Here is a 20067-nt window from a genome sequence, read left to right as displayed (position 1 = left end):
GCGCTTATCCGCCGCTGATTTTCTGCGCCGCCGACACCAGGAACTTTTTCAGGGTTTCCAGTTCCAGCCGTTCGCCGCTCAGGTTTGACAGCGCTATCGCCGCCTGCATGCCCGGAATGGTGCAGGCCATACGGTACTCCTGCGGCGGATAGTGCTTCACCAGCACCTGATGGCGCCGGGCGCCGTCGATATCTTCTTTTATCAAATGAAAGTCATGGATGCCAATCAGGCTGACGATTTCCTCATCGCTGCGCGCGGCCAGCAGTTTAATGCCGATAATCGACTCGGTCACCGGGACCGAATCATAATTCCCTATCGCCCGGGCCACGCTTTTCCCCTGCCGGGTATGAATCAAATAGACGACATCCCTGCCGCTTAGCACGCCGATGACAATGGAAACCGGCTTATTGCCCACTTCCTCGAGTATCTCAAGCACGGCTTTGTAAAAGGCGGAATTATGAATGGCATGGGCGGAAAAACGGTGTACGCCAAGGCCGAGCGAGTACTTGCGCTTTTCATTGCGATGCACCATCTCCAGTGCCAGGAGCGTTTGCATAATGCGGGTCACTTTTGCCGAATCCAGCGATAACTGGCGGCCAATCTCACGAATACCCGTGGGCTCGCTCAGGGTGGCCAGCAGGTTCATACAGCGAAACGCATCATAAACCGAATGTAGTAGCATCTTACTCCCTGTCGGGGGATGCCCATGGGGTTCGGGAATACCGTGGGCAGCGGCATCCAGCTTGGTGGTCACTATTATAACCTGGATCCGGCGCGGTCGGAATCCCGTCGCGGGAATCCTGGGCGCGCAGGCGCCATCAAGAGTAAGCGATGTCTCTGATGCGATTTTATCATCGGTAAATCAGGTTGGGGGGAGTAACCGTTACGGTTAGGGATGCCTGTTTTTGCTATGCGGATTAGGACATCAAAAACAGGCAATAACACAAAATGAGGCAGAGGCGTGTCGGTTTAACGAAACGGAAAACCGACTGATTATCTATACCCTCAGAACTGGTACTTCATGCTTACGGCTAACACATTATCCGTGACGATACCGGCATTTTCGGTGAAGGTGTTGTCATCCAGCAAGTTAACTTTATAGTCAACATAGGTCACCATATTTTTGTTGAAGTTGTAGGTGAAACCAAAGTCAACAAATTTGACCAGGTCCTGGGCATCGTAGTTGTTGCCCTTACGGTCAGTGCCTAAATTGCTGCCGCGTGTTTGGTTATAAGCGACGAAGGGAATCAGACCTGAAAGCAGGGTGTAGCCCGCATAGAGTTCCACGGCCTGTGATTTATTGGCTAAACCGTAGGCGGTACCACTCGGCGATCCGAATTTCGCCGCATTGTAGGCTTGCGTATACATGGCCGCCAGATAAAGGCTGTCGGCATTATATTTAATCGCCCCGGTATAGCCCTCAGCTTTTCCGCCCCCGCCCATGATGCCTGGCGCGGAATTTTGCTCATCGGTAAGATTCGAGCTAAAAAAGGCACCGGCGACGCTGATACCGGACTTAAAATCGTAACTCAAAGAGGAGCCGTAACCATCGCCATTTTGCGACAATACGTTACGGGTACCCGGCTCGCTGGCCCCACTATCGTTTTTACCTTGATACTGTAACGCCACTTTCAGGCCTTCAACCAAACCGAAGAAATCGGTGTTGCGGTAAGTGGCGATACCGTTGCCACGTTTGAACAAAAACTGGTCAGAGCCATAGGTGGAAGCATCGAATTCCGGCTGCATATCGGTATAGGATGCGGCATCATATAACACACCGGTGTTACGACCATAATCGAAAGAGTTAGATCCGGCAAATTTTAAACCAGCATAGGCATAACGCGTAAATGCGGTGTTTTGGCTCTCGGTTTGGTTACCCTGAATTTGATATTCCCAGCGGCCGAATCCAGCCAGCTGATCAGAGATTTGGGTCAAACCCTTAAAACCAAAACGCATATATGTTTTATCGCCGTCAGCACTTTTATCATCTGATAAATAATGCATGCCATTAAAAAAACCATATAAATCTAATTTATTGCCTTCTTTATTATAAATTTCTGCCGCCCCGGAAGTGGTTGAAACTAATAATGCAGGAATCAAAAGTGTCAGTAGGTAAGGTTTCATTATAAACGACCTTTATCAAAGTTAAGTGTGTGTAATATAGTAAGGGTAACGTTACTTTTTAATAACAGCGTAATAATGTCATTAATATAAAAATGGCATGGCAATGAACGTGTCGACGGCCAGGATATATTCCTGTAAAGATCGTTATCTTATCATTGCTATAGTATGGCCGTGATGGTACAGCGTTTCAGTACATCATTCTGTTTTCATCTCATGCGCCAATACAGCGGGTGCAGGCTGAGTTTTTTGGCTTTCGTTGCCGGAAACCGGTACATCCTCAAAGCCCAGCAACAGCGTCAATATAAAAGAGAGCACCACGGCGAGCGCCATCACCCCGAAAACCCAGACGATAGACATCGGATGGGCGGGATCAAAGAACTGAACGCTGGTGAAAAGCCCCGGCGCCGCCATGGAATGGCTCGCCAATCCTGCCGCGCCCGCCACGCCGCCGCACACAAAACCACTGATTATCGACGCGATAAGCGGGCGTTTCAGACGTATTGCCACGCCATACAGTGCCGGTTCCGAAATTCCGGCCACAATCGCGGAAGCCGCTGCGGCAAGGGCTGTCTGACGTAGCTCGGAGTTTTTAGTGCGCCATGCCACCGCCAAAGATGAGCCGCCGAGCGACAGGTTTGCGCCGATTTCCGACGGCATAACCATGCCTTCGGTCCCGGTTGTGGCAATGGTCTGGATAATGGTCGGCGTGAACACCCGATGCATACCGGTCATGACCAGCAGTGGCCAAATCCCGCCCATAATCGCCACGGACAACCAGCCAAGATAGCTATGAATGGTGTAGACCAGGGCGGAAATGGCGGTACCGATCCAGATCCCTAACGGGCCAATCAATACGATGGCGATCGGGGCTGCGATCAATACGATCAACATCGGTTTGAGGAAGTTTTTGGTCACTGCCGGGGTGATTTTATCAACCCAGCGTTCAATATAGGAAAGCAGCCAGGTCATCACCAGCGCCGGGACCACCGTGTAGGAATATTTTACCGCCGTGACGGAAATTCCCATAAATTCGACGTGCTGGCCTTGTGCGGCTTTTGCCATGAGATCAATAAAGCCGGGATGGACCAATACACCGGCAATCGCAATCGCCAGCGACATATTCGTTTTAAATTTTACCGCTGCGGATGCCGCAACCATCACCGGCAGGAAAAAGAAGGCGCCGTCGCCAATCGCATTAAGAATAATGAGTGTCGCCGAGGTGCTGGAAAGTGCTCCGGTCATAGTGAAAACCATAGCGAGTAATTTCACCATAGAACCGCCGATAATGGCCGGAATCAGCGGTGACATGGTGCCGATCAATGCATCCAGAATGCCCGCACCGATGCTTCTTAGGGTAATTTTATTTTTCCCCGGTAAGGGGCGTTGCGCAACGGCATTTTCCGGCAACAGCTTAATGACTTCGGCATAAGCCTGCGAAACCGTATTGCCGATGATCACCTGGCACTGGTTGTTGTTTCTTACTACCCCCAGCACGCCGCTGATGGATTTCAGTTTTTCTGTATCCAGCGCTGAATCATCATTAATAACAAAACGTAAGCGCGTCATACAGTGGGTGACGGCGGTAATGTTATTTGCCCCGCCGAGGGCATCGACTATCGCTTGTGCTGATGCCGCATAATTTTTAGACATAAATAAAGTCCTCTTAAGTAGGTACCCGGTTCTATACAGATTACTGAACCTGGTCGGCTTGCGGGCCACAATATCCGGACAGTAAATCAGCCATATTTACAGCTGATACCGGTGCATACCCATGATATCGCGGTGTGGCTTCATGGGGTTGTAATAACCCATCAGGCAGCCGCCCACGTATTTCTTGGTCGCTATGATAGTTGTGCAACCTATTATTTTTCTATTCATGAGGGCGGGCTAAAGTCAACATTCACCGCTTCGAATGAATATAATGTTACTTACCCAGACCTGATGTGGGTTTAAGGTTTATATTGGCGGTCAATCCAAATCTGCCCCCTTGCTCGCAATAACCTTTTTATACCAGTAAAATGATTTTTTTCTCTTTCTTGCCAGGGTACCGTTGCCATGGTCGTCGCGATCGACATAGACGAAACCGTAGCGTTTGCTCATTTCACCGGTGGAGGCGGAAACCAGATCGATGCAGCCCCACGAGGTGTAGCCGATCACCGGGATTCCGTCGGCGATGGCTTCGCCCATCGCTTTGATGTGCTCACGCAGGTAGTTGATGCGGTAATCGTCAACGATTTCACCCTGTGCGTTAATTTCGTCTTTTGCGCCGAGGCCGTTTTCCACCAGGAATAACGGTTTCTGGTAGCGGTCATACATCATATTCATCGTGATACGCAGGCCCAACGGGTCGATGCCCCAGCCCCATTCGCTGACGTCAAGATGCGGATTTCTCAGCGAGTTGACGACATTGACCGCACTGCTGTTATTCTCGCTCATGTCCGCCGAGGCGCAGCGTGAAGCGTAATAACTAAAGGAGACGAAATCGACGGTATTTTTCAGGATCTCGTCATCCCCCGGCGCTTTGTCGAGGGTAATGCCCTTCTCGGCAAAAATGCGTTTGGTGTAGGACGGATAAGCACCGCGCGCCTGCACGTCGATAAAGAACAGATTTTCGCGGTCTTTTTGCAGCGCCGCCCAGACATCTGCCGGTTTGCAGGTTCTCGGGTAGAAATTACCGCCCGCCAGCATGCAGCCGACCTGGTTCTCCGGGTTGACTTCGTGGGCAATTTTTGTCGCCAGCGCGCTGGCGATCAGTTCGTGATGTACCGCCTGATATTTTACCTGCTCCTGATTTTCACCCGCTTCGAATACCAAACCGGCACCGGAGAATGGGCTGTGCAGCAGGATATTGATCTCGTTGAAAGTCAGCCAGTATTTCACCAGACCGTCAAAGGCTTCAAAACAGGTTCGTGCATAGCGGGTGAAAAAATCGACCATTTTGCGGTTGCGCCAAGAACCGTATTCAATCACCAGATTCATCGGCACGTCGAAGTGGCTCAGCGTCACCAAAGGTTCGATGCCGTTTTTTTTACATTCGGCAAATACGTCGCGATAGAACGCGATACCTTCGGCATTCGGCGTCAGTTCGTCACCGTTCGGATAAAGACGGCTCCAGGCGATGGAGGTTCTGAACACGGTGAAACCCATTTCCGCCATCAGCGCGATGTCTTCTTTATAACGATGATAAAAATCAATTGCCTGATGGTTCGGGTAGAACTCATCGTCTTGCAGCGTGAAACGCTTTTCCTGACCGAGTTTAACCGCCAAACGATGTTCGCCGTGCGGGATCATATCGATTGTCGCCAGACCCTTTCCACCTTCAAAACACCCGCCTTCGGCCTGGTTGGCGGCAATCGCGCCGCCCCATAAGAAACCGTCGGGAAATAATGATGCACTCATCTAACAATCCTCTTTTTTCAATTTCTTTAATCAATATTTACAGCACGTTGCAAAACGGCGCGGGCGATGGGTATGTCCATGGCGTCGGCAATGGACGGCGATAGTGCTGTAAAATAGGCAGGCATCAACAATAAGTCTCTATTTTTCATGTAATTATAAGTTTTTCGTTGCCTATGAGCCTGCGTTATCGTCATCTTTTTACTTTCTTGCCGAAACGATAAGTAACCGGTTTCACACAATAGTGAGTTTATCTATTTTATAATTCAATAGTTAATTTTAACTCTGTTTCAATTTTGTGATGCCGATCCCTATGGGGAGACATTGCCGGTCGAAATCTCCGGAAAACTCACAAAATGTGTAGAATGGCGTATCATTTTCCGTTTAGGTATGCCTGATGTCGACAATGCAGGAAGTGGCGTCCAGAGCCGGCGTCTCAAAAGCCACGGTTTCACGCGTTCTTTCGGGGAAAGGCTATGTCAGCCAGGAAACGAAGGATCAGGTGTTCAAGGCCATCGAAGACACGGGATATCGTCCGAACTTGCTGGCGCGTAATCTGGCCACCAGCAAATCCAAGTGTATCGGGCTGGTGGTCACCAATACGTTGTATAACGGTAATTACTTTAGTGAGCTCATTTCTCAGGCGGCCAAAAAACTGGATGCGAATGGACGCAAGCTGATTCTGGTGGATGGGAAAAACAGCGTCGCCGAGGAGCTGGAGGCCATAGAATTTCTACATGATTTAGGTTGCGATGGCATCATTATTTATCCGCGTTTTTTATCCATCGACAAAATGGACGCTATCATCGATAAATATAAAATACCGGTAATGGTGGTGAATCGAAAATTGAGGAAGCATCTGAGCCACTGTATTTATTGTGATCATAAAGGATCGAGCTTTAACGCCACCAAAGCGCTCATTGAACGTGGTCACCATGACATTGCATTTATTACCGGTTCTATGGATTCCCCCACGGCCATTGAACGCTTTTCCGGTTATAAAGAGGCATTGACCGCCTGTGCTTTACCGGTGCAGGAAGCGCTGATCGTAAAGGGTAAATGGTCGTCGGCCAGCGGCGCGGCCGCGGTTGATACTCTTCTCGCCGGGAATCAGCCGTTCAGCGCCATTCTTGCCAGTAACGACGAAATGGCGATTGGTGCCATGAAAAAACTCAACGACGCCGGTATAGCTGTGCCTGCCGATGTCTCGGTGATCGGTTTTGATAATATCCCGATCGCGCCGTTTCTGATTCCGGCGTTATCCAGCGTGAAAGATCCCGTCAGCGATATGGTCAACGAAGTGATTAATCAGATTATTTCGATGCTTGATGGCGGATATTTGTCCGAGCAAAATCAATTTACCTCAGATCTTATTCTGCGGGATTCTGTCATTAATGGTCCGCAATTTTCTGCGCAGAACGCCATCTGAATACAGAATATCCCGGCGGTATAAACAATGACTGGCCATAGCCTCTCCGGCCAGGGTGTCGTTTCCAACTCAATCGATGGGCAATGAACAGCCGGGGGCTTTTGACGGACAAATCCCGGTTTGCGGCCATGGATAGGGTTTTTCCCGACTCGCTATAGACGCGATCGCCTAAGCGGGCGACGCCAGGCGCGGGAGTAACGATGACGACCCGTTATGACCGTGACTCTGATGGCTGGACTCCTGGACCGGCGGGTTTATTCACCATAATGGGCTTAAACCCGCCAGGCAAATAAAGACGGCCTTGGCCTCGTCCGATATCAGTGGAGGCGCAGTACGACGATGCCCGGTTTGTTTTGCAAATAGGCCGCCAACGGGGAATCCACCACCTTCATATTGTGGCTAAGCGATGACGCGTTACGCAAATAAACCCCGTCGGCGTTTTTGATCAAAAAGCCCACGTGCGAAACGTCCAGCCCCGGCGAGGGTGCATAGATGCCGATCAGATCGCCGGAATAAAGCCCAGCCAGCACGGCAGCGTCGATTTTTTCCGTGGGAATATAGCTGATCCTGCGCTCCACGATAGCCAACCCCGGAATATACACCTCATCAACGCCCTTGCGGTTGAGGTATTTGGTGACGCCGATCGCCTGCTGGCTAAGTGTCGCGGTAATATCCACGGCATTGGCCGGTTCCCTAGCGCACCAGTCGCTAAAAAAATGGTTTCTGGCCAGAAAATCAATGTTGCCCGCCTGATAGCGTATTGCCGCCAGGCGCTGGAAAAAGTCATGCTCACTGCGGGATGTGGCCAACGCGCAGACATAGTCCAGCAGGGTAAAGCAGTCTACGCCGCGAAAGTCGGCCACCAGCCGCTCTTTTTCGGTTAATGAGCCCACCAGGGTATTGGCTTGATAGGGCGTGGCTAAAAACTGTTCGGATAGCCTTTCCAGCCGCTGGCCAAGGCTAAGATCGCGGCAGGGCAGCGCGATGCGATCGATAAGCCGGTTGATTTTTTCCGAGGTAACGGCATCCGTCGCCATGGTGGCAAAGGCATCGTCCGGGCCAGCGGATACGCTGCTTTGATCCTCGCGGGCGTCCGTTCGTTCATCGCGGGATAAACGAGCATAATCGTTAGCATTATCGATATTCATCAATCACTCTCGCCGGCATGAGCTCCCAGGCAAAAGGTTACCACCCTGGCGGTAAATTTCAATAAACGCCGGCAGCACGGTTTTATCGCGGCCGCCAGGGCTAAATCAGGGCGCGGCCGATCCATACCGGGTACTGAGCACAATAGGCTAACGCTCAATCCCTGCCGCACAGTAGCAGAAAAAGGAGCTGGATAAGCGGAGCCGACGCGGGTTTGTTTGATTTGCAGATAATAAAATCATGGTTGTAAAAACAGTATTGACATTACCGTGAGATGTATTAGATTTATATCCAACGCCGGTGCATTGAGCAGTAAAGATTATATCGAGCCGGCGTAGTATGTAGTGGATTAAATTAAGCGGTATAGGTTGTAAGAGTTAAGTAGTAAGCGTAAGTAAAGAGTAAGTAAAAAGTAAGTAAATAATGCGATAAAGGCCACGAAGTACAGAGTAACATTATGCCGGTGAGAGTGGCTTCAATAAACTCGAACGGCGATGCTTTAAGGCCAGGTAGTCAATCTCTGCCATCGCATGTTAATATCGTCATGAAAACGCGATGAGTTAAGGCTTTATAGTTATTATATTGTTCGCGATGGGTGTAAAACGGTATTAAAGTAGGTATATCGCGACAGAAGTAAAGCCACGTAACACAAAGTCTATATCGCGAGGGGGATGTACTGTACAGGCTTAGCTAAAGTGATACGCATAGGGCTAAGTGAACAATTACCTTTCAGGCAACAGATGGGAGGACATCGTACAATATAGGTGGCTCATATATTCTGTGATACACATGTACATCTATAAACGCAGTACCCATAGCAGTAAGTCGTTATAAAGTTGATGAATGTTAAATTTTAAGTGCGTTGTACCTTAAAAGCCCCGACTCTCCGAGTTGGGGCTTTTAACATCTGTAAGGCTGAGCTCCGGCCCTGACCGTCCGTCAAGAGCATGGCCAGTCCGATCTGCAGACCGCCAAAGCAGCACGCTGACGCTTTCGAGAGCATGACATCGCTGCGGTCGCCGGGAATCCGCGTGCACGCGGGGCGGTATAGAAGGCCCGCGAACGGACCCGCTTCACGCCAGATAACCTCAATGGCATCAACAGTATTGCATATCCCCAAGGGTATCATTTTTCCTTCCAGGGAATAAAATAATCACATTGCAGTAACGAAGCGGCGGCAACGGTCCTTTCGAGGGCATGGAAACGTGTTATATCGTAACCTTGCCGGCGGATGAATCCCAGCGCGGGTAAGTGGTTTTCATAAATCTTCATAATAAATGAAGGTAACATATCCGATGGGCCATTATAGGTAAAACGCGCATAGATTCCCGTTTCTATAAATATCGCCTGACGTTCTGTTTCGTCAATTTGACCGGCGGCAATGCTATAGTAAGTTTGTTGTTTATGCTTTCTTGCCAGATAAAGATGATGTAATCCATACAGCATCGACGTTCCATCCGCATTGATGTCCCGTGCGCATCCTCGCAGATCGCTTGCTAAGGTATTGCTCTGATAACCATCGTTATCTACCGGGCGATACACGCTGGCGGGCAGACGGACTAATGCCAAGCGGGGCAGCATCACTAACGCTGGTTGCGGTACATGAAAAGGGTGTAACTGTATCGGGGGTCTGAGGCCGACAGTATCCCAATCCGCCATCTTGCGGTACTGATCGGGCGTAATTAAAAATTGTTTTTTAAATGCGCGGCTGAAGCTTTGTTGCGAATCAAAGCCATATTCCAGCGCGATATCTAAAATGGATCGGCTGCTGTGGTAGAGTGCCAATGCGGCTTTGGATAACCTTCGCTCCCGTACATAGGTACCCAGCTTACTGCCGGTTATTTTCAGGAATATGCGTTGCAGGTGCCATTTAGAATAGCCTGCTTTCGCCGCAATGGCATCAAGGGATAACTGCTGATCGATATGGGACTCTAGCCAGTTAAGTAAATCTGAAATAATGTCATCATAAGTCATCGGTAATTTCCCTTGTTCCCGCGTGGGCGATGAATGAGTCATGGCGGTTAACGCGATTTCATACCGGGTATTAACAGGGGCGTGCCGTTTCTTGTCTGGAATAAGGTCAGGGCCGTTCTGCTGGCTCGCCCGGTCGTCTTCTTATCGGGTTGGCGTCACACCCTGAAAGCCGTGCATTCATTCATCGGCAGCGGCGTTGGGCTGGCCGGCGCCGGGGCTGTCCAGGGCCATGGCTTGGCGCTGCCACCCTGCGCCCAGTGCCTTGTAAAGCGCGATAGCGCTGCGCACTTCGTCCCCCTGGCTCAATGCCAGGGCGTCGCGGGCTTGATTGGCCGCGCGCTGGGCGGTAAGCACCGGCAGATAGCCACTCAAGCCTTGGCGATAAAGCCGGGTCGCCCCCTCCAGCGCCCGTTGGCTGTCGCCAACCGCCGCTGCCAGCGACGCCTGGCGCAGTCGTTCGCTATTTAACCCGGTCAGGGCATCTTCTACATCACGCAGGGCAAGGCGCACATCGCGCTCATAGGCCAGCCCCGCCGCCTGCATTCCGGCCTGTGCCGCCGTGACGCCGGCCCGCGCGCGGCCACCGTCATAGAGCGTCTGGCTTGCCTGCGCCCCGGCCGACCACGCCAGGCTGGCGCCGGAAAACAGGTCATGCAACAGGCTGGCGGAGGTACCGATGCTTAACGGAATGCTGAAATGCGGGAAACGCGCTGCTTCGGCAACGCCAATCTGCGCCGTGGCAGCGGCCAGGCGGCGTTCATCCGCCAGCAGGTCGGGGCGCCGGCGGATAACGTCCGAGGGTAACGCCAGCGGCAAAGCCGGTACCATGGGCAGGCTGGGCGCAGGCTTGGCCAGCGTGGCCCGCCATTCGCCGGGGAAGCCTCCGGCCAGTACGCCGATGGCATGGCTCAGGCGGGCGATGTCTGCCTCCAGCAGAGGCGGTTGCGCCTCGGCGGACTCGCGCTCGGCGCGTGCCTGCATAACGTCCGTGGCGGTTCCCAGGCCCTGCCGCATTGCCCGCTCGGCCAGGTGCTCGCCCTCATGCAGGGTGCGGATGTTGTCGTGGGCGATGACCAGGCGCGCCTGCGCGCTGCGCAGCCCGGCATAGTCGGCCGCCAGCTCCGAGAGTAAACTCACCTGCAACGCGTGTTGGTCATGGGCTAATGCATCGATGTTCGCATCGGCGGACTCCACCGCGCGCCGGGTGCCGCCGAACAGGTCCAGTTCCCAGCTCGCATCGAAGCCGGCGTGCCAGGTACCGGATTGGCCGCCCAGCGTCCCATCGTCCAGCCTCTTGCTGGAGCGCAAGGCTTCGCCAGAGCCGCCGGCCGACACGGTTGGCCCCAGGCCGGCGGCGAGCGATATACGCTCGGCGCGCGCTTGCTGCAATCGTGCCTGGGCAATACCCAGATCCTGGTTGTTGGCCAGCGTCCTGTCCACCAGCCGATCGAGCATGGGATCGTTAAATGTGCGCCACCAGGTCTGCAAACGCGCCTGGTCGGCGGCTGCGACGGCGCCCGGCGCCTCGCTCCAGTGTGTCGGCACCGCGATCCGCGGCGGATGATAGTCGGGGCCGACGGTGGCGCAGCCCGACAGGCCGGTGGCCAGGAGCAGTACCCATACGGGAACCGGAAAGGTGAATCCGCGGGGATGCATGTCTGTGCGCATAATCATTCCTTACATCCAGCGATGCAACAGCGTCGTCAAACGCCCTTGGTGAATCGGGGCGTGTCCCGGCTGGCCGACGTCAATACTGCAGGTCATGCCGGCTACCAGGACGATACCCGGCGGCACGTGGTCAATCTCGACGCGTACCGGGATACGCTGGGCCAGGCGAACCCAGCTGAAACTCGGTTCGACGCTTGGCAAACCCTGGGTGTCGGCCTTCTCGTTAGTATCGGTGATGCCGCGTCCGATGCTGGACACATGCGCCTGGATCAGGTCGTCGTATCCCATCAGCCGGACCTGCGCCGGCGCGCCGGGATGGATGCCGTAAAGCTTGGTTTCCTCGAAATAGCCGGTGATCCAGAAGCTGTGCGCATCCAGCAACGCGATGTTCGGCTGTCCGGCCACGGCATAATCGCCCCGGCGCAGCCGCAGGTGCGTCACGTAGCCATCGACCGGGGCGTACAGGGCTGCGCGCTCAAGGTCTAATCGCGCCACGTCCAAGGCCACCTGCGCGTGGCGCTGTTCCGCCTGGGCGATGGCAACGGCCTGGTTTGCCCGCTGGATGTCCTCGCCGGGCACCAGATCGTCCATGCCCTGACGCCGTTTGGCATCCTGGGCCTTCTGGCGCGACGTTGCGGTCGCCGCCGCCAGCTGCGCCTCGGCCTGCGCGACGGCGAGCCGGAAACGCTCGGGGTCGATGCGATACAGCACGTCGCCGCGTTTCACATACTGGTCATCGGCGACGGCGACGGCGGCGACAGTGCCGGACACTTCGGGGGCGATACGTACCACCTGTGCGCTCACGCGACCGTCGCGGGTCCAGGGTGCGAGCACGTAGGCGCGCCAAAGCGCGGCGACCAGCAACACCGCCGCGACGATCGCCGCCAGCGTCAGGGCCGCTTTCGCGGCGGGTTTTACGAGTAATGCGGCAGTAGACATAGTGTTAGACATAAAGAATCAGTATGGAAACCAGACAAAGGGAAATAGCGAACTCAAACAGCGCCGGATGCCAGACCCGGCGCAGCAGGCCGCAGCGTGCCAGCAGGGAGCGCAGGCCCAGGAACAGCGGCACCGCGATGCAGGCGTAGATGAAAAAGGGCGGCAGGTAGATGCCGGCGATGGCGACTTCACTGAACATGGGCACGGCTCCGCGGCAGTGTAGCGAAATAGGCGGCATGGCCCTCAAGCAGCGCCGCCACATCGGTAAACGCCGCGGCCAGGCGCTGCCGGTCCGCCGTCAAGGTCGGTTCGCCGGCCCCCATCCACATCAGGGTCCGCGCGGCGCGGCGCGCATGCCGGGCGGCCAGGACCGGAGTATCAGCGCGGCGGGCCATCCGCTGCAGCGCGACCGCGACCGGCGGGCGCAATGGGGACAGGGTCGGCGCAAGCCGCAGCCATGCGCGCAAGCGCAGCAGCTCGCGGCCCAGATGCAGGCTGGCCAGCGCTTCGCCGATGGCGTGATCCAGCGCGGCGGGCTGGGTTTTGAATACGGTGCCGAGCTGCGCCATGCGGTGCTGCTGATACCATTGCCAATTGCGGCGATCCGCCCGTGTGCCGCGCAGTACGGCCAGCGCGTCGTCGCGGATACGGCGGCGCAGCCGGTCATGGTCACGGGCAAGATTGCGCGGCAGCAGCAGGCGAAAGCTCAGCAGCGTGAAAAACGTTGCCAGTATCCACGCCACCGACCCGTTTAGAAACAACGCAAGGTCATAGTGCATAGGATTGGCCGCGGCCGCCAGCGTATTGAATCCGACCAGATAGGCCACGCCGGCCAGCCCGTGGCGGGGAATCGTCGTCGCGTAGATGCCCGGCAGCCAGAACAGGGCCAATACCACCAGCAGCAGCGGCAGCCCATCGATGCAGGGCAGCACGATGAACGCGCAAAGGAACGCCACCGGCACGGCCACGACGGTGCCCTTGATGAATTCGACCGCGCCGGCCGCGGGATTAGGGGCCGTCGCCAGCAGCGCGCAGCTGGCCGCCAGCCCCGCCAGCATCATACTGCCATGCGGCCATCCGGTAAGGATCCAGAACCCGCCGCCCAGCACCAGGGTCAGCATGGCACGACATCCGTTCTCCATCGCCGCGGTGGTATCGCGGTGGAAAGGAATCGGCGATTGCGGGCCACGTGGGCGTGGGTGATGTAATGTGGCGATGCCCTCCAGCGCCGCGAGATAGTCGTCGATCTGCTCCACCAGCCGGTCGCCGGTGATAAGGTGCGCCACCTGTCCGGCCGGCGCCGCGATTGAAGCCGCGGCAAGCGTGGCGCCCAGGTGCGTGCGTACCCGGCGCAGCGTTTGTATCGCCGGTTCCACCCCCTGCGGTCCGCCTGCCACGGCGCGCCCCGCTTCGCGCCATGCCTGCTCCAGCGCCGGTTGCAAGGCGCGCAGCGTCCGCTCGCCGGCGCTGTCCGCCGGCAGGGGCGGCACGCCGCCGACCAGCGCGGCGAACAATGACGTCATCGCATGCCGCACGGTCACGGCGCGCTGCGCCAGGTCGGCCGATTCCGCCTTGCCCTGCGCCAGCAGGTCGTCCACGCCATAGACCTCGGCAATCAGGCGTTGTCTCGCCGAGGCGGCCTGGGCGGCGCCGGCGTCGCTCCCGCTGCCGATCGCCCCAAGCTGCGTCGCCAGGGTATCGGCGATGGCCGCCGCCAGCCGCCGCAACTGGGCGTCGAGTCTGCCGCGCACGCCACGGGCGCTGAACAGCATCGATACCAGCCCCAGGCAGACCACTCCCACCATCACCGAAGAACCGCGGCTGATCACATTAGCAAACGTCAGCAGCGGATGCTCAAGGGCGCCATAGGCCGCCAGACCCACGGTGTAGCCGGCAACCACGACGCCGTACGCGCGAAAGTGGCGCAGCAGCGTCATTGCCGCCACGCTCAGCCCCAGCCACAGGCCAAAGCCCAGCAGAAACAGCCACGGCATCTGCCCGAAGGCACTCATCAGCACGATGGCGGCCAACATGCCGGCCAGCGTACCGAGCACGCGCCAGGTGCCTTTGCCGATAACCGCGCCCTGGATCGGATTGATGACCAGCAGCACGGTGGAAGCGGCCGAATACGGCGCCTGCAGTTCGAGCAGATAGGCCACTATCAGCGCCAGCCAGGCGGCAAGCGTCGATCGCATGACGTAGGTGGCGCGCGGAGTGGTCAGATCAATCCGGGCCAGCCAGCCGCACAGCCGGGTGATGATGGGAAGGGGGGCGACAGACGATGCCGGTGGTAATGTCGCAGAAGGCACGATGAACATTTCCTAAAGCTAAAGCAACGATTTGCATTACTTTAGGGTCCGGTATTGCTTACGGAAAGTGACTTTGAGTGAATCAACGAGTGCGTTCAACGCACCGATCGCCGCCAGCGCGCTATACCTTTCCCGGCTTGGCGGCAGGCGACGCATCCTCCCGGCACAAGAGCCGGATAGTGCGCCGCAACCACTGATGCGCAGGGTCGCTCTGCAGACGCGGATGCCATGCCTGGGTGAGAAGCACCGTCTTCAGGGGGACCGGCAGGTCGAAGAGGCGGATGTGTAGCCCGGCGGCGAAGGCGCTGTGTGCGAGATGCGCGGGCAGCAGCAGCAGCAGGTCGGATTCCTGCAAAGCGAATAAGGCGGTGTAGGGTGAGGACACCACCAGGGCGACATGCCGGCGCAGGTCCTGCGCCTCGATTACAGCGTCGATGGGACCATCGGATTTCCCACGCCGGGAAACGTTGATATGCTCCCAGCGGGTGAACTGCTGCAACGTCATGTCGTTATCGAAGATCGGATGATTCTCGCGGGCAACACCAACATAGGTGGTGGTGAACAGCGACTGCACACGGATCTCCGGCCCGAGCTTGCGCGAGCCGCTGATGAATAGATCGATGCGGCCGCTGCGCAGCGCCTCGTCGTCCACATCGTCTTCCTCCGGGGCGAAGCGCAGCATGGCGCGCGGCATACTCGTGGCCATCGCATCCAATAAACGGCCCAAGTGGATACTGACGAACTCGTCGGTGGCGCGCACGTTGAAACGTCGCGCCAAGGTTGTCAGGTCGACCTCGGCGCTGGGCGTCAGCACCTGTGTCGCCTGCTCGACCGCCGCCCTGACCTGCTCGCGCATGGCCAGCGCCCTCGGGGTCGGCACCAGTTTGCGGCCGGCCTGCACGAACACCGGGTCGCCCAGCGTTTCCCGGATGCGGCCCAGGGTACGGCTCATCGCCGGCGGGCTCAGGTTCATGCGCCGGGCGGCGCCCACCACGCTGCCTTCCTCCAGCAGGGCGTCCAGTGCGACCAGCAGGTTCAGGTCGGGGAGCTTCATCATCCATCTCTCATCCATTGCGTGAAACAGAATCTTAACGCTATACCCATGCCGTGAGAAGTACGGGAGAATGTTTACCCGGCGGAGGGGCAAAAAAATGAACACTTCCGTTTAGCCCGGCCCTGTTTACCGGGCGTCGATCGCGTCGAATAGTTTAAAAACACAATTCCCGCGTGCCTGGCTTAATATTTTGGTTTATGGCGACACTGCCGCTATGCTGACTGAGTCCTATCAGATTAATAGAACCTACTGAGTAGCCTGGCCGTTCTGAACGCTTATCACTATTACAAGAAATAACATCATTATGGCTGCTGCTCAATAAAAGCCAGATAGCGCAATAGGGTTAATGACGCTATTTTTTATGAAAATGGAAAATAAGGAAATAAAGGATGAAAGCGAAGTTAGGAAAGCGCACGGAGGCGAAAGAAAAAAATCAGGAAAATGACGCTTTGTTTTCCGAAAATAGAAGAAATCTCTTAAAAGAAATTACCGGTATAGCGGCAATAGGGGTGTTGGGAACAGCACCCAATTCCGTAACCGCCGGTGAGGTAAAGAGTCGCGCCGCCTTGCCTGCCCGTCAGGCAGCAGTGCGTGATTACGATGTGATCATTGCTAATGGCTTAGTTATTTTAGAACAGGGCGAAGTGCCTGCCGACATCGCCATTAAAAACGGTAAAATTGCCGCCATCGGCTCGGCATTAAAAGGGGCTGAACACGTGATTGACGCAAAGGGTCTGGTGGTAAGCCCGGGAATGGTGGATGCGCACGTTCATATAAATGAACCGGGGGGCGGCATTCGCAACGACTGGGAAGGGTATGTTACCGGAACCAGGGCCTGCGCCAAAGGCGGTGTTACCACGATCATCGAAATGCCGCTGAACCAATTGCCGGCCACCGTCGATAAAAAAACACTGGAAATTAAATATGCTGCCGGAGAAGGGAAATTAGTCATTGATGTCGCGTCTCATGGTGGCTTGGTTCCTTATAATTTAGAGAATAATGGAATCCAAGAGCAGAGCGACTCTGGAGTGGTTGGATATAAATGCTTTATGGCAACGTGCGGCGATCCTTCCATTAAAGGTGATTTTCTGAATGTTGATGATTATTCCCTTTATGAAGGCATGCGGCAAATAGCCAAAACCGGCAAGGTTTTGATGATTCATGCTGAGAACGCCGCCATTACAGACCGTCTAGCGAAAATTGCCTATAAAAAAGGCGAGGGATCGTTAACATCCTATGTGGCCACGCGTCCGGTTTTCGCGGAAGTTGAAGCCATCCGGCGTGCGGTTTTGTTTGCGAAGATGACCGGTTGTCCCATTAATTTTTGCCATGTATCAAGTCCTGAAGCCGTGGACGAGGTGGTGAAAGCGCGCGGGGAAGGGGTTAATATTACTTGCGAAACCTGTAATCAATATTTGTATTTTGTGACTGATGAGTTGGACGATATCGGCCCGTTGGCAAAATGCTCGCCGCCTATTCGCGACCAAAGGGCACAGGATGGCTTATGGCGGCATGTGCTGGCCGGCAATATAAACTTTATCACTTCTGATCATTCACCTTGTCCGGCAAAACTGAAAAACAGAAACAACGCGTTTGACGCCTGGGGCGGCATTGCCGGAGTACAAAATGACGTTGATATTTTTTTTGATGAAAGCGTACAAAAACGGGGGATGCCATTGACGCAATTTGCCAGACTCATCGCCACCAATCCTGCCGACCGCTTTGCTTTGCATACCAAAGGCAGCATTGCGATTGGTAAGGATGCCGACTTTGCCTTTATCAAGCCGAACTCGCCCTATACCCTTAAAGCGGAGGAGCTTGAGTACAGGAATAAAATCAGCGCTTATGTCGGCCGGACAATCGGCGCCCGGATTGTCCGGACCCTGTTACGGGGCGAAACGGTTTACAGTCTGGAAGATGGCCTAACCGGCTCATTCCCAGGCCGATATATCAAAGTGTGACCAGGTGAAGCCCGGCTATCAGCGCAAGGGGCAAAACGGCGGTGGTAATCCGTTATCCATTGCCGGCGCGCATTAATCCCCACCAGGCGGCAACGGGTTGACGCGCGCGCCGGACGCACGGGCATGCCGTCCGCGGATATGTCCCGGACAATCCCGTGCTCACCGTGCGACAGGCGATACGGGTTGTCCTGACTGAGGTGTTGTGTCCTGGTCCGGGCAAGCGGCGTGGCCTGTCATCATCCCCCTTTGTCACGCTTGTACAGCCTGATATTGTTGTCTGGCGTAGTTGCGAGGTGAATAGCCGGTTGAACGCCGGAATGCGGTACTGAATGCGCTTTCTGACTCATAGCCTAATGACCGGGCAATGACAGCGACCGGGTCGACGCCCTGGGTCAAACGCCGGCAGGCAATCAGCATCCGCCAGCGGGTCAGATACATAATGGGCGAGTGGCCGGTCTTCGCCCTGAACGTCTGCGCAAATTTAGACCGCGACATACCGGCTATTTTCGCCAGGGCCGGCAGTGTCCAGCGTGCGCCCGGATGAGCATGAATCGCATTTATCGACGCCGCCAACTGGGGGTCGGCCAGCGCGAATAACCACCCTACGCCACGGCCCGCTTCTGTGGAGAGGTAAATTCTCAACGCCTGTATTAACATCAGGTGGGCCAGATGCTTTGCCACCAGAACCCCGCCCGGCTGGATTGCACTTAATTCCAGCCGCAGTCTTTCCAGCGCCCACCGCAGGCCGACCTTATCGCTGTCGTCCCGCAGACGAATAATCGCGGGCATGGTACCAAGCAGCAAATCGATATGGCTGCCGGTGAAGGCAAAATGCCCCGCCAGCATCATCGTATCGCCACCGCCATTGACCGTCGCAATGCCACCCACCCACTCCTCTGTCGGCATAGCGCTAAACGCCAGCGGGGGAAAGGCCAGATCCCGTGCCAAGACAAAGCGTCTGCCGTTGGGTAACAGAACGCAATCCCCGGCCTCCAGCAGTAACGGGGCTTCGTCGCCTTCTATGGCTAACCATGCGGTACCGGATACGATGGCATAACATTTGATGCCGCTATGCGCGTCAAAACTGACAGACCAGTCACCACCTAAATGCAGACCGCCTGCCACCCAAGTGTCAGGCTTTAGCAGTGATAAAATATCGGAGAGAGGGTCACTCTTCATCTGGACGATCAACAAAGTAATAGGGATTTTTAAGCATAGATCATCCCAGTCGCCTTACCTATCATCTGTCAGGCAATTCGTGCTTAATCTGTCAAAAGGTAAAATGAGATGATAAAAATTATTCTGCTGTTCAGACGTCGGGCCGGCATGAGCCACCAGGACTTCATGGACTACCGCCGCGAGGTGCACGCACCTCTGCTGCTGGCCATTCCTGAAGCGAAATACATCCGGAAATTTGTCGTGTCTTATCCTGTGCCAGCGCCTAATTATCCTGAGCCGCGCTATGATGCGGTGGTAGAGGCCTGGTTTAATACAATGGCCGAGCTGAATGGCCTTTTCTCTTCAGAAAATTTCCTGCATAAAGTAGATCCTGATCATGAGAATTTCATTGATCTGACTTCGGTCGAGAGAATCATCACCGAAGAAATCACGGTGATAAGCTAACCGATGCGATAAGCGGGCCTCTAGCGCAGACTGTTATCCATGCTCACCGCTCTCGCAAACCGGCGTTTGAGCGGATCGTTCTGGAGGCCAACGGCTCAGTCTGCTGTGTCGAGGGGCTTCTAGGTTGCATACCGAACCGGTAATGCAGCAGGGACTTGGCTAACGCTATGTTTAAAAGAGAATAGTTTATAAAATTTGAAGAGGATCGCATTACCTTATTTTTTCATTGGTAATTGTCTAGAGGTATACATATTATTTACAGATAAATGAATTCTGAATATTTCAGTCTTGATATTGAGGGTTGGGAAGCTTTTTTATTTATTATAAATAAACTTAAAGAAATTTAATATATAAATTCATATATAATAAAAATATTCTAACGAAATTAAAATAGGTTAATAAGTATTATCATCCATTAGCTAAATCGAAGGGCCTTGTCATTTA

Annotated in this window: 15 protein-coding genes; 3 read left to right on the top strand and 12 right to left on the bottom strand. The window is 54.9% G+C overall.

All coding sequences use genetic code 11. The annotated features are described in order from the left end of the window. Positions 1-4 precede the first annotated feature (4 nt). From ACL2XQ_RS22245 to ACL2XQ_RS22230, 4 genes are all read right to left on the bottom strand, one after another. A complete protein-coding gene (locus ACL2XQ_RS22245) occupies positions 5-682 on the bottom strand; it encodes a helix-turn-helix domain-containing protein (RefSeq protein ID WP_413739723.1) in 678 nt (225 codons plus the stop codon). Between the two features lie 323 nt (positions 683-1005). Then, positions 1006-2124 (bottom strand): porin OmpC, encoded by a 1119-nt coding sequence (ompC, locus tag ACL2XQ_RS22240; RefSeq protein ID WP_410013527.1) that lies wholly within the window; start codon positions 2122-2124, stop codon positions 1006-1008. A 195-nt stretch (positions 2125-2319) separates the two neighbouring features. After that, on the bottom strand, positions 2320-3774 hold the full coding sequence (gene ascF / locus ACL2XQ_RS22235) for a PTS cellobiose/arbutin/salicin transporter subunit IIBC (RefSeq protein WP_413739722.1): 1455 nt from the start codon (positions 3772-3774) through the stop codon (positions 2320-2322). A 318-nt stretch (positions 3775-4092) separates the two neighbouring features. Beyond that, positions 4093-5523: a 6-phospho-beta-glucosidase gene (locus ACL2XQ_RS22230; RefSeq protein ID WP_410013529.1), complete on the bottom strand. Its 1431-nt coding sequence runs from the start codon at positions 5521-5523 to the stop codon at positions 4093-4095. A 394-nt stretch (positions 5524-5917) separates the two neighbouring features. Between ACL2XQ_RS22230 and ACL2XQ_RS22225 the strand changes: the two genes are divergently transcribed. Then, positions 5918-6949: a LacI family DNA-binding transcriptional regulator gene (locus ACL2XQ_RS22225; RefSeq protein ID WP_413729432.1), complete on the top strand. Its 1032-nt coding sequence runs from the start codon at positions 5918-5920 to the stop codon at positions 6947-6949. Between the two features lie 317 nt (positions 6950-7266). On the opposite strand, the gene ACL2XQ_RS22220 is transcribed toward ACL2XQ_RS22225, so the two are convergent. From ACL2XQ_RS22220 to ACL2XQ_RS22190, 7 genes are all read right to left on the bottom strand, one after another. Beyond that, on the bottom strand, positions 7267-8097 hold the full coding sequence (locus tag ACL2XQ_RS22220; RefSeq protein ID WP_413739721.1) for an N-acetylmuramoyl-L-alanine amidase-like domain-containing protein: 831 nt from the start codon (positions 8095-8097) through the stop codon (positions 7267-7269). Positions 8098-9220: 1123 nt separating this feature from the next. Next, a complete protein-coding gene (locus ACL2XQ_RS22215) occupies positions 9221-10069 on the bottom strand; it encodes a helix-turn-helix domain-containing protein (RefSeq protein WP_413739720.1) in 849 nt (282 codons plus the stop codon). A 177-nt stretch (positions 10070-10246) separates the two neighbouring features. Next, complete coding sequence (locus ACL2XQ_RS22210; protein WP_413739719.1) at positions 10247-11737, bottom strand: efflux transporter outer membrane subunit; 1491 nt, start codon at positions 11735-11737, stop codon at positions 10247-10249. A 9-nt stretch (positions 11738-11746) separates the two neighbouring features. Continuing rightward, a complete protein-coding gene (locus ACL2XQ_RS22205; RefSeq protein ID WP_410013534.1) occupies positions 11747-12688 on the bottom strand; it encodes a biotin/lipoyl-binding protein in 942 nt (313 codons plus the stop codon). Continuing rightward, complete coding sequence (locus ACL2XQ_RS22200) at positions 12681-12875, bottom strand: DUF1656 domain-containing protein (RefSeq protein WP_410013535.1); 195 nt, start codon at positions 12873-12875, stop codon at positions 12681-12683. Before ACL2XQ_RS22200 ends, ACL2XQ_RS22205 begins: the two co-directional genes overlap by 8 nt. Beyond that, the gene (locus tag ACL2XQ_RS22195; RefSeq protein WP_413739718.1) at positions 12865-14985 is read right to left on the bottom strand and encodes an FUSC family protein; all 2121 of its coding nucleotides are present in this window, start codon (positions 14983-14985) and stop codon (positions 12865-12867) included. Before ACL2XQ_RS22195 ends, ACL2XQ_RS22200 begins: the two co-directional genes overlap by 11 nt. A gap of 121 nt (positions 14986-15106) precedes the next feature. Next, positions 15107-16042 carry a LysR family transcriptional regulator gene (locus ACL2XQ_RS22190; RefSeq protein WP_410013537.1) on the bottom strand — a complete coding sequence of 312 codons (936 nt, stop codon included), beginning with the start codon at positions 16040-16042 and terminating at the stop codon, positions 15107-15109. Positions 16043-16428: 386 nt separating this feature from the next. Here ACL2XQ_RS22190 and allB point away from each other — a divergent pair, with 386 nt between their 5' ends. Beyond that, complete coding sequence (gene allB, locus ACL2XQ_RS22185) at positions 16429-18000, top strand: allantoinase AllB (protein WP_413739717.1); 1572 nt, start codon at positions 16429-16431, stop codon at positions 17998-18000. A gap of 249 nt (positions 18001-18249) precedes the next feature. Here allB and ACL2XQ_RS22180 read toward each other — a convergent pair whose 3' ends face one another. Then, positions 18250-19179 carry an AraC family transcriptional regulator gene (locus ACL2XQ_RS22180; protein ID WP_413739716.1) on the bottom strand — a complete coding sequence of 310 codons (930 nt, stop codon included), beginning with the start codon at positions 19177-19179 and terminating at the stop codon, positions 18250-18252. A gap of 108 nt (positions 19180-19287) precedes the next feature. Here ACL2XQ_RS22180 and ACL2XQ_RS22175 point away from each other — a divergent pair, with 108 nt between their 5' ends. Next, complete coding sequence (locus ACL2XQ_RS22175; protein ID WP_410013540.1) at positions 19288-19623, top strand: EthD domain-containing protein; 336 nt, start codon at positions 19288-19290, stop codon at positions 19621-19623. The last annotated feature ends 444 nt before the right edge of the window (positions 19624-20067 follow it).

This window comes from Sodalis sp. RH14 (assembly GCF_047324285.1).
Lineage (GTDB): Bacteria > Pseudomonadota > Gammaproteobacteria > Enterobacterales > Enterobacteriaceae > Acerihabitans.
The sequence above is the reverse complement of the archived record's forward strand: the minus strand, read 5'-3'. Positions and strand labels throughout refer to the sequence as shown.

Bases quoted from the DNA above. Each gene is read 5' to 3' on its own strand.
- ACL2XQ_RS22175 (WP_410013540.1), top strand. From the start codon at position 19,288: ATGATAAAAATTATTCTGCTGTTCAGACGTCGGGCCGGCATGAGCCAC.
- allB (WP_413739717.1), top strand. From the start codon at position 16,429: ATGAAAGCGAAGTTAGGAAAGCGCACGGAGGCGAAAGAAAAAAATCAG.
- ACL2XQ_RS22230 (WP_410013529.1), bottom strand. From the start codon at position 5,523: ATGAGTGCATCATTATTTCCCGACGGTTTCTTATGGGGCGGCGCGATT.
- ACL2XQ_RS22220 (WP_413739721.1), bottom strand. From the start codon at position 8,097: ATGAATATCGATAATGCTAACGATTATGCTCGTTTATCCCGCGATGAA.
- ACL2XQ_RS22180 (WP_413739716.1), bottom strand. From the start codon at position 19,179: ATGAAGAGTGACCCTCTCTCCGATATTTTATCACTGCTAAAGCCTGAC.
- ACL2XQ_RS22190 (WP_410013537.1), bottom strand. From the start codon at position 16,042: ATGATGAAGCTCCCCGACCTGAACCTGCTGGTCGCACTGGACGCCCTG.
- ACL2XQ_RS22215 (WP_413739720.1), bottom strand. From the start codon at position 10,069: ATGACTTATGATGACATTATTTCAGATTTACTTAACTGGCTAGAGTCC.
- ompC (WP_410013527.1), bottom strand. From the start codon at position 2,124: ATGAAACCTTACCTACTGACACTTTTGATTCCTGCATTATTAGTTTCA.
- ACL2XQ_RS22205 (WP_410013534.1), bottom strand. From the start codon at position 12,688: ATGTCTAACACTATGTCTACTGCCGCATTACTCGTAAAACCCGCCGCG.
- ACL2XQ_RS22225 (WP_413729432.1), top strand. From the start codon at position 5,918: ATGTCGACAATGCAGGAAGTGGCGTCCAGAGCCGGCGTCTCAAAAGCC.
- ACL2XQ_RS22245 (WP_413739723.1), bottom strand. From the start codon at position 682: ATGCTACTACATTCGGTTTATGATGCGTTTCGCTGTATGAACCTGCTG.
- ascF (WP_413739722.1), bottom strand. From the start codon at position 3,774: ATGTCTAAAAATTATGCGGCATCAGCACAAGCGATAGTCGATGCCCTC.
- ACL2XQ_RS22200 (WP_410013535.1), bottom strand. From the start codon at position 12,875: ATGTTCAGTGAAGTCGCCATCGCCGGCATCTACCTGCCGCCCTTTTTC.
- ACL2XQ_RS22210 (WP_413739719.1), bottom strand. From the start codon at position 11,737: ATGCGCACAGACATGCATCCCCGCGGATTCACCTTTCCGGTTCCCGTA.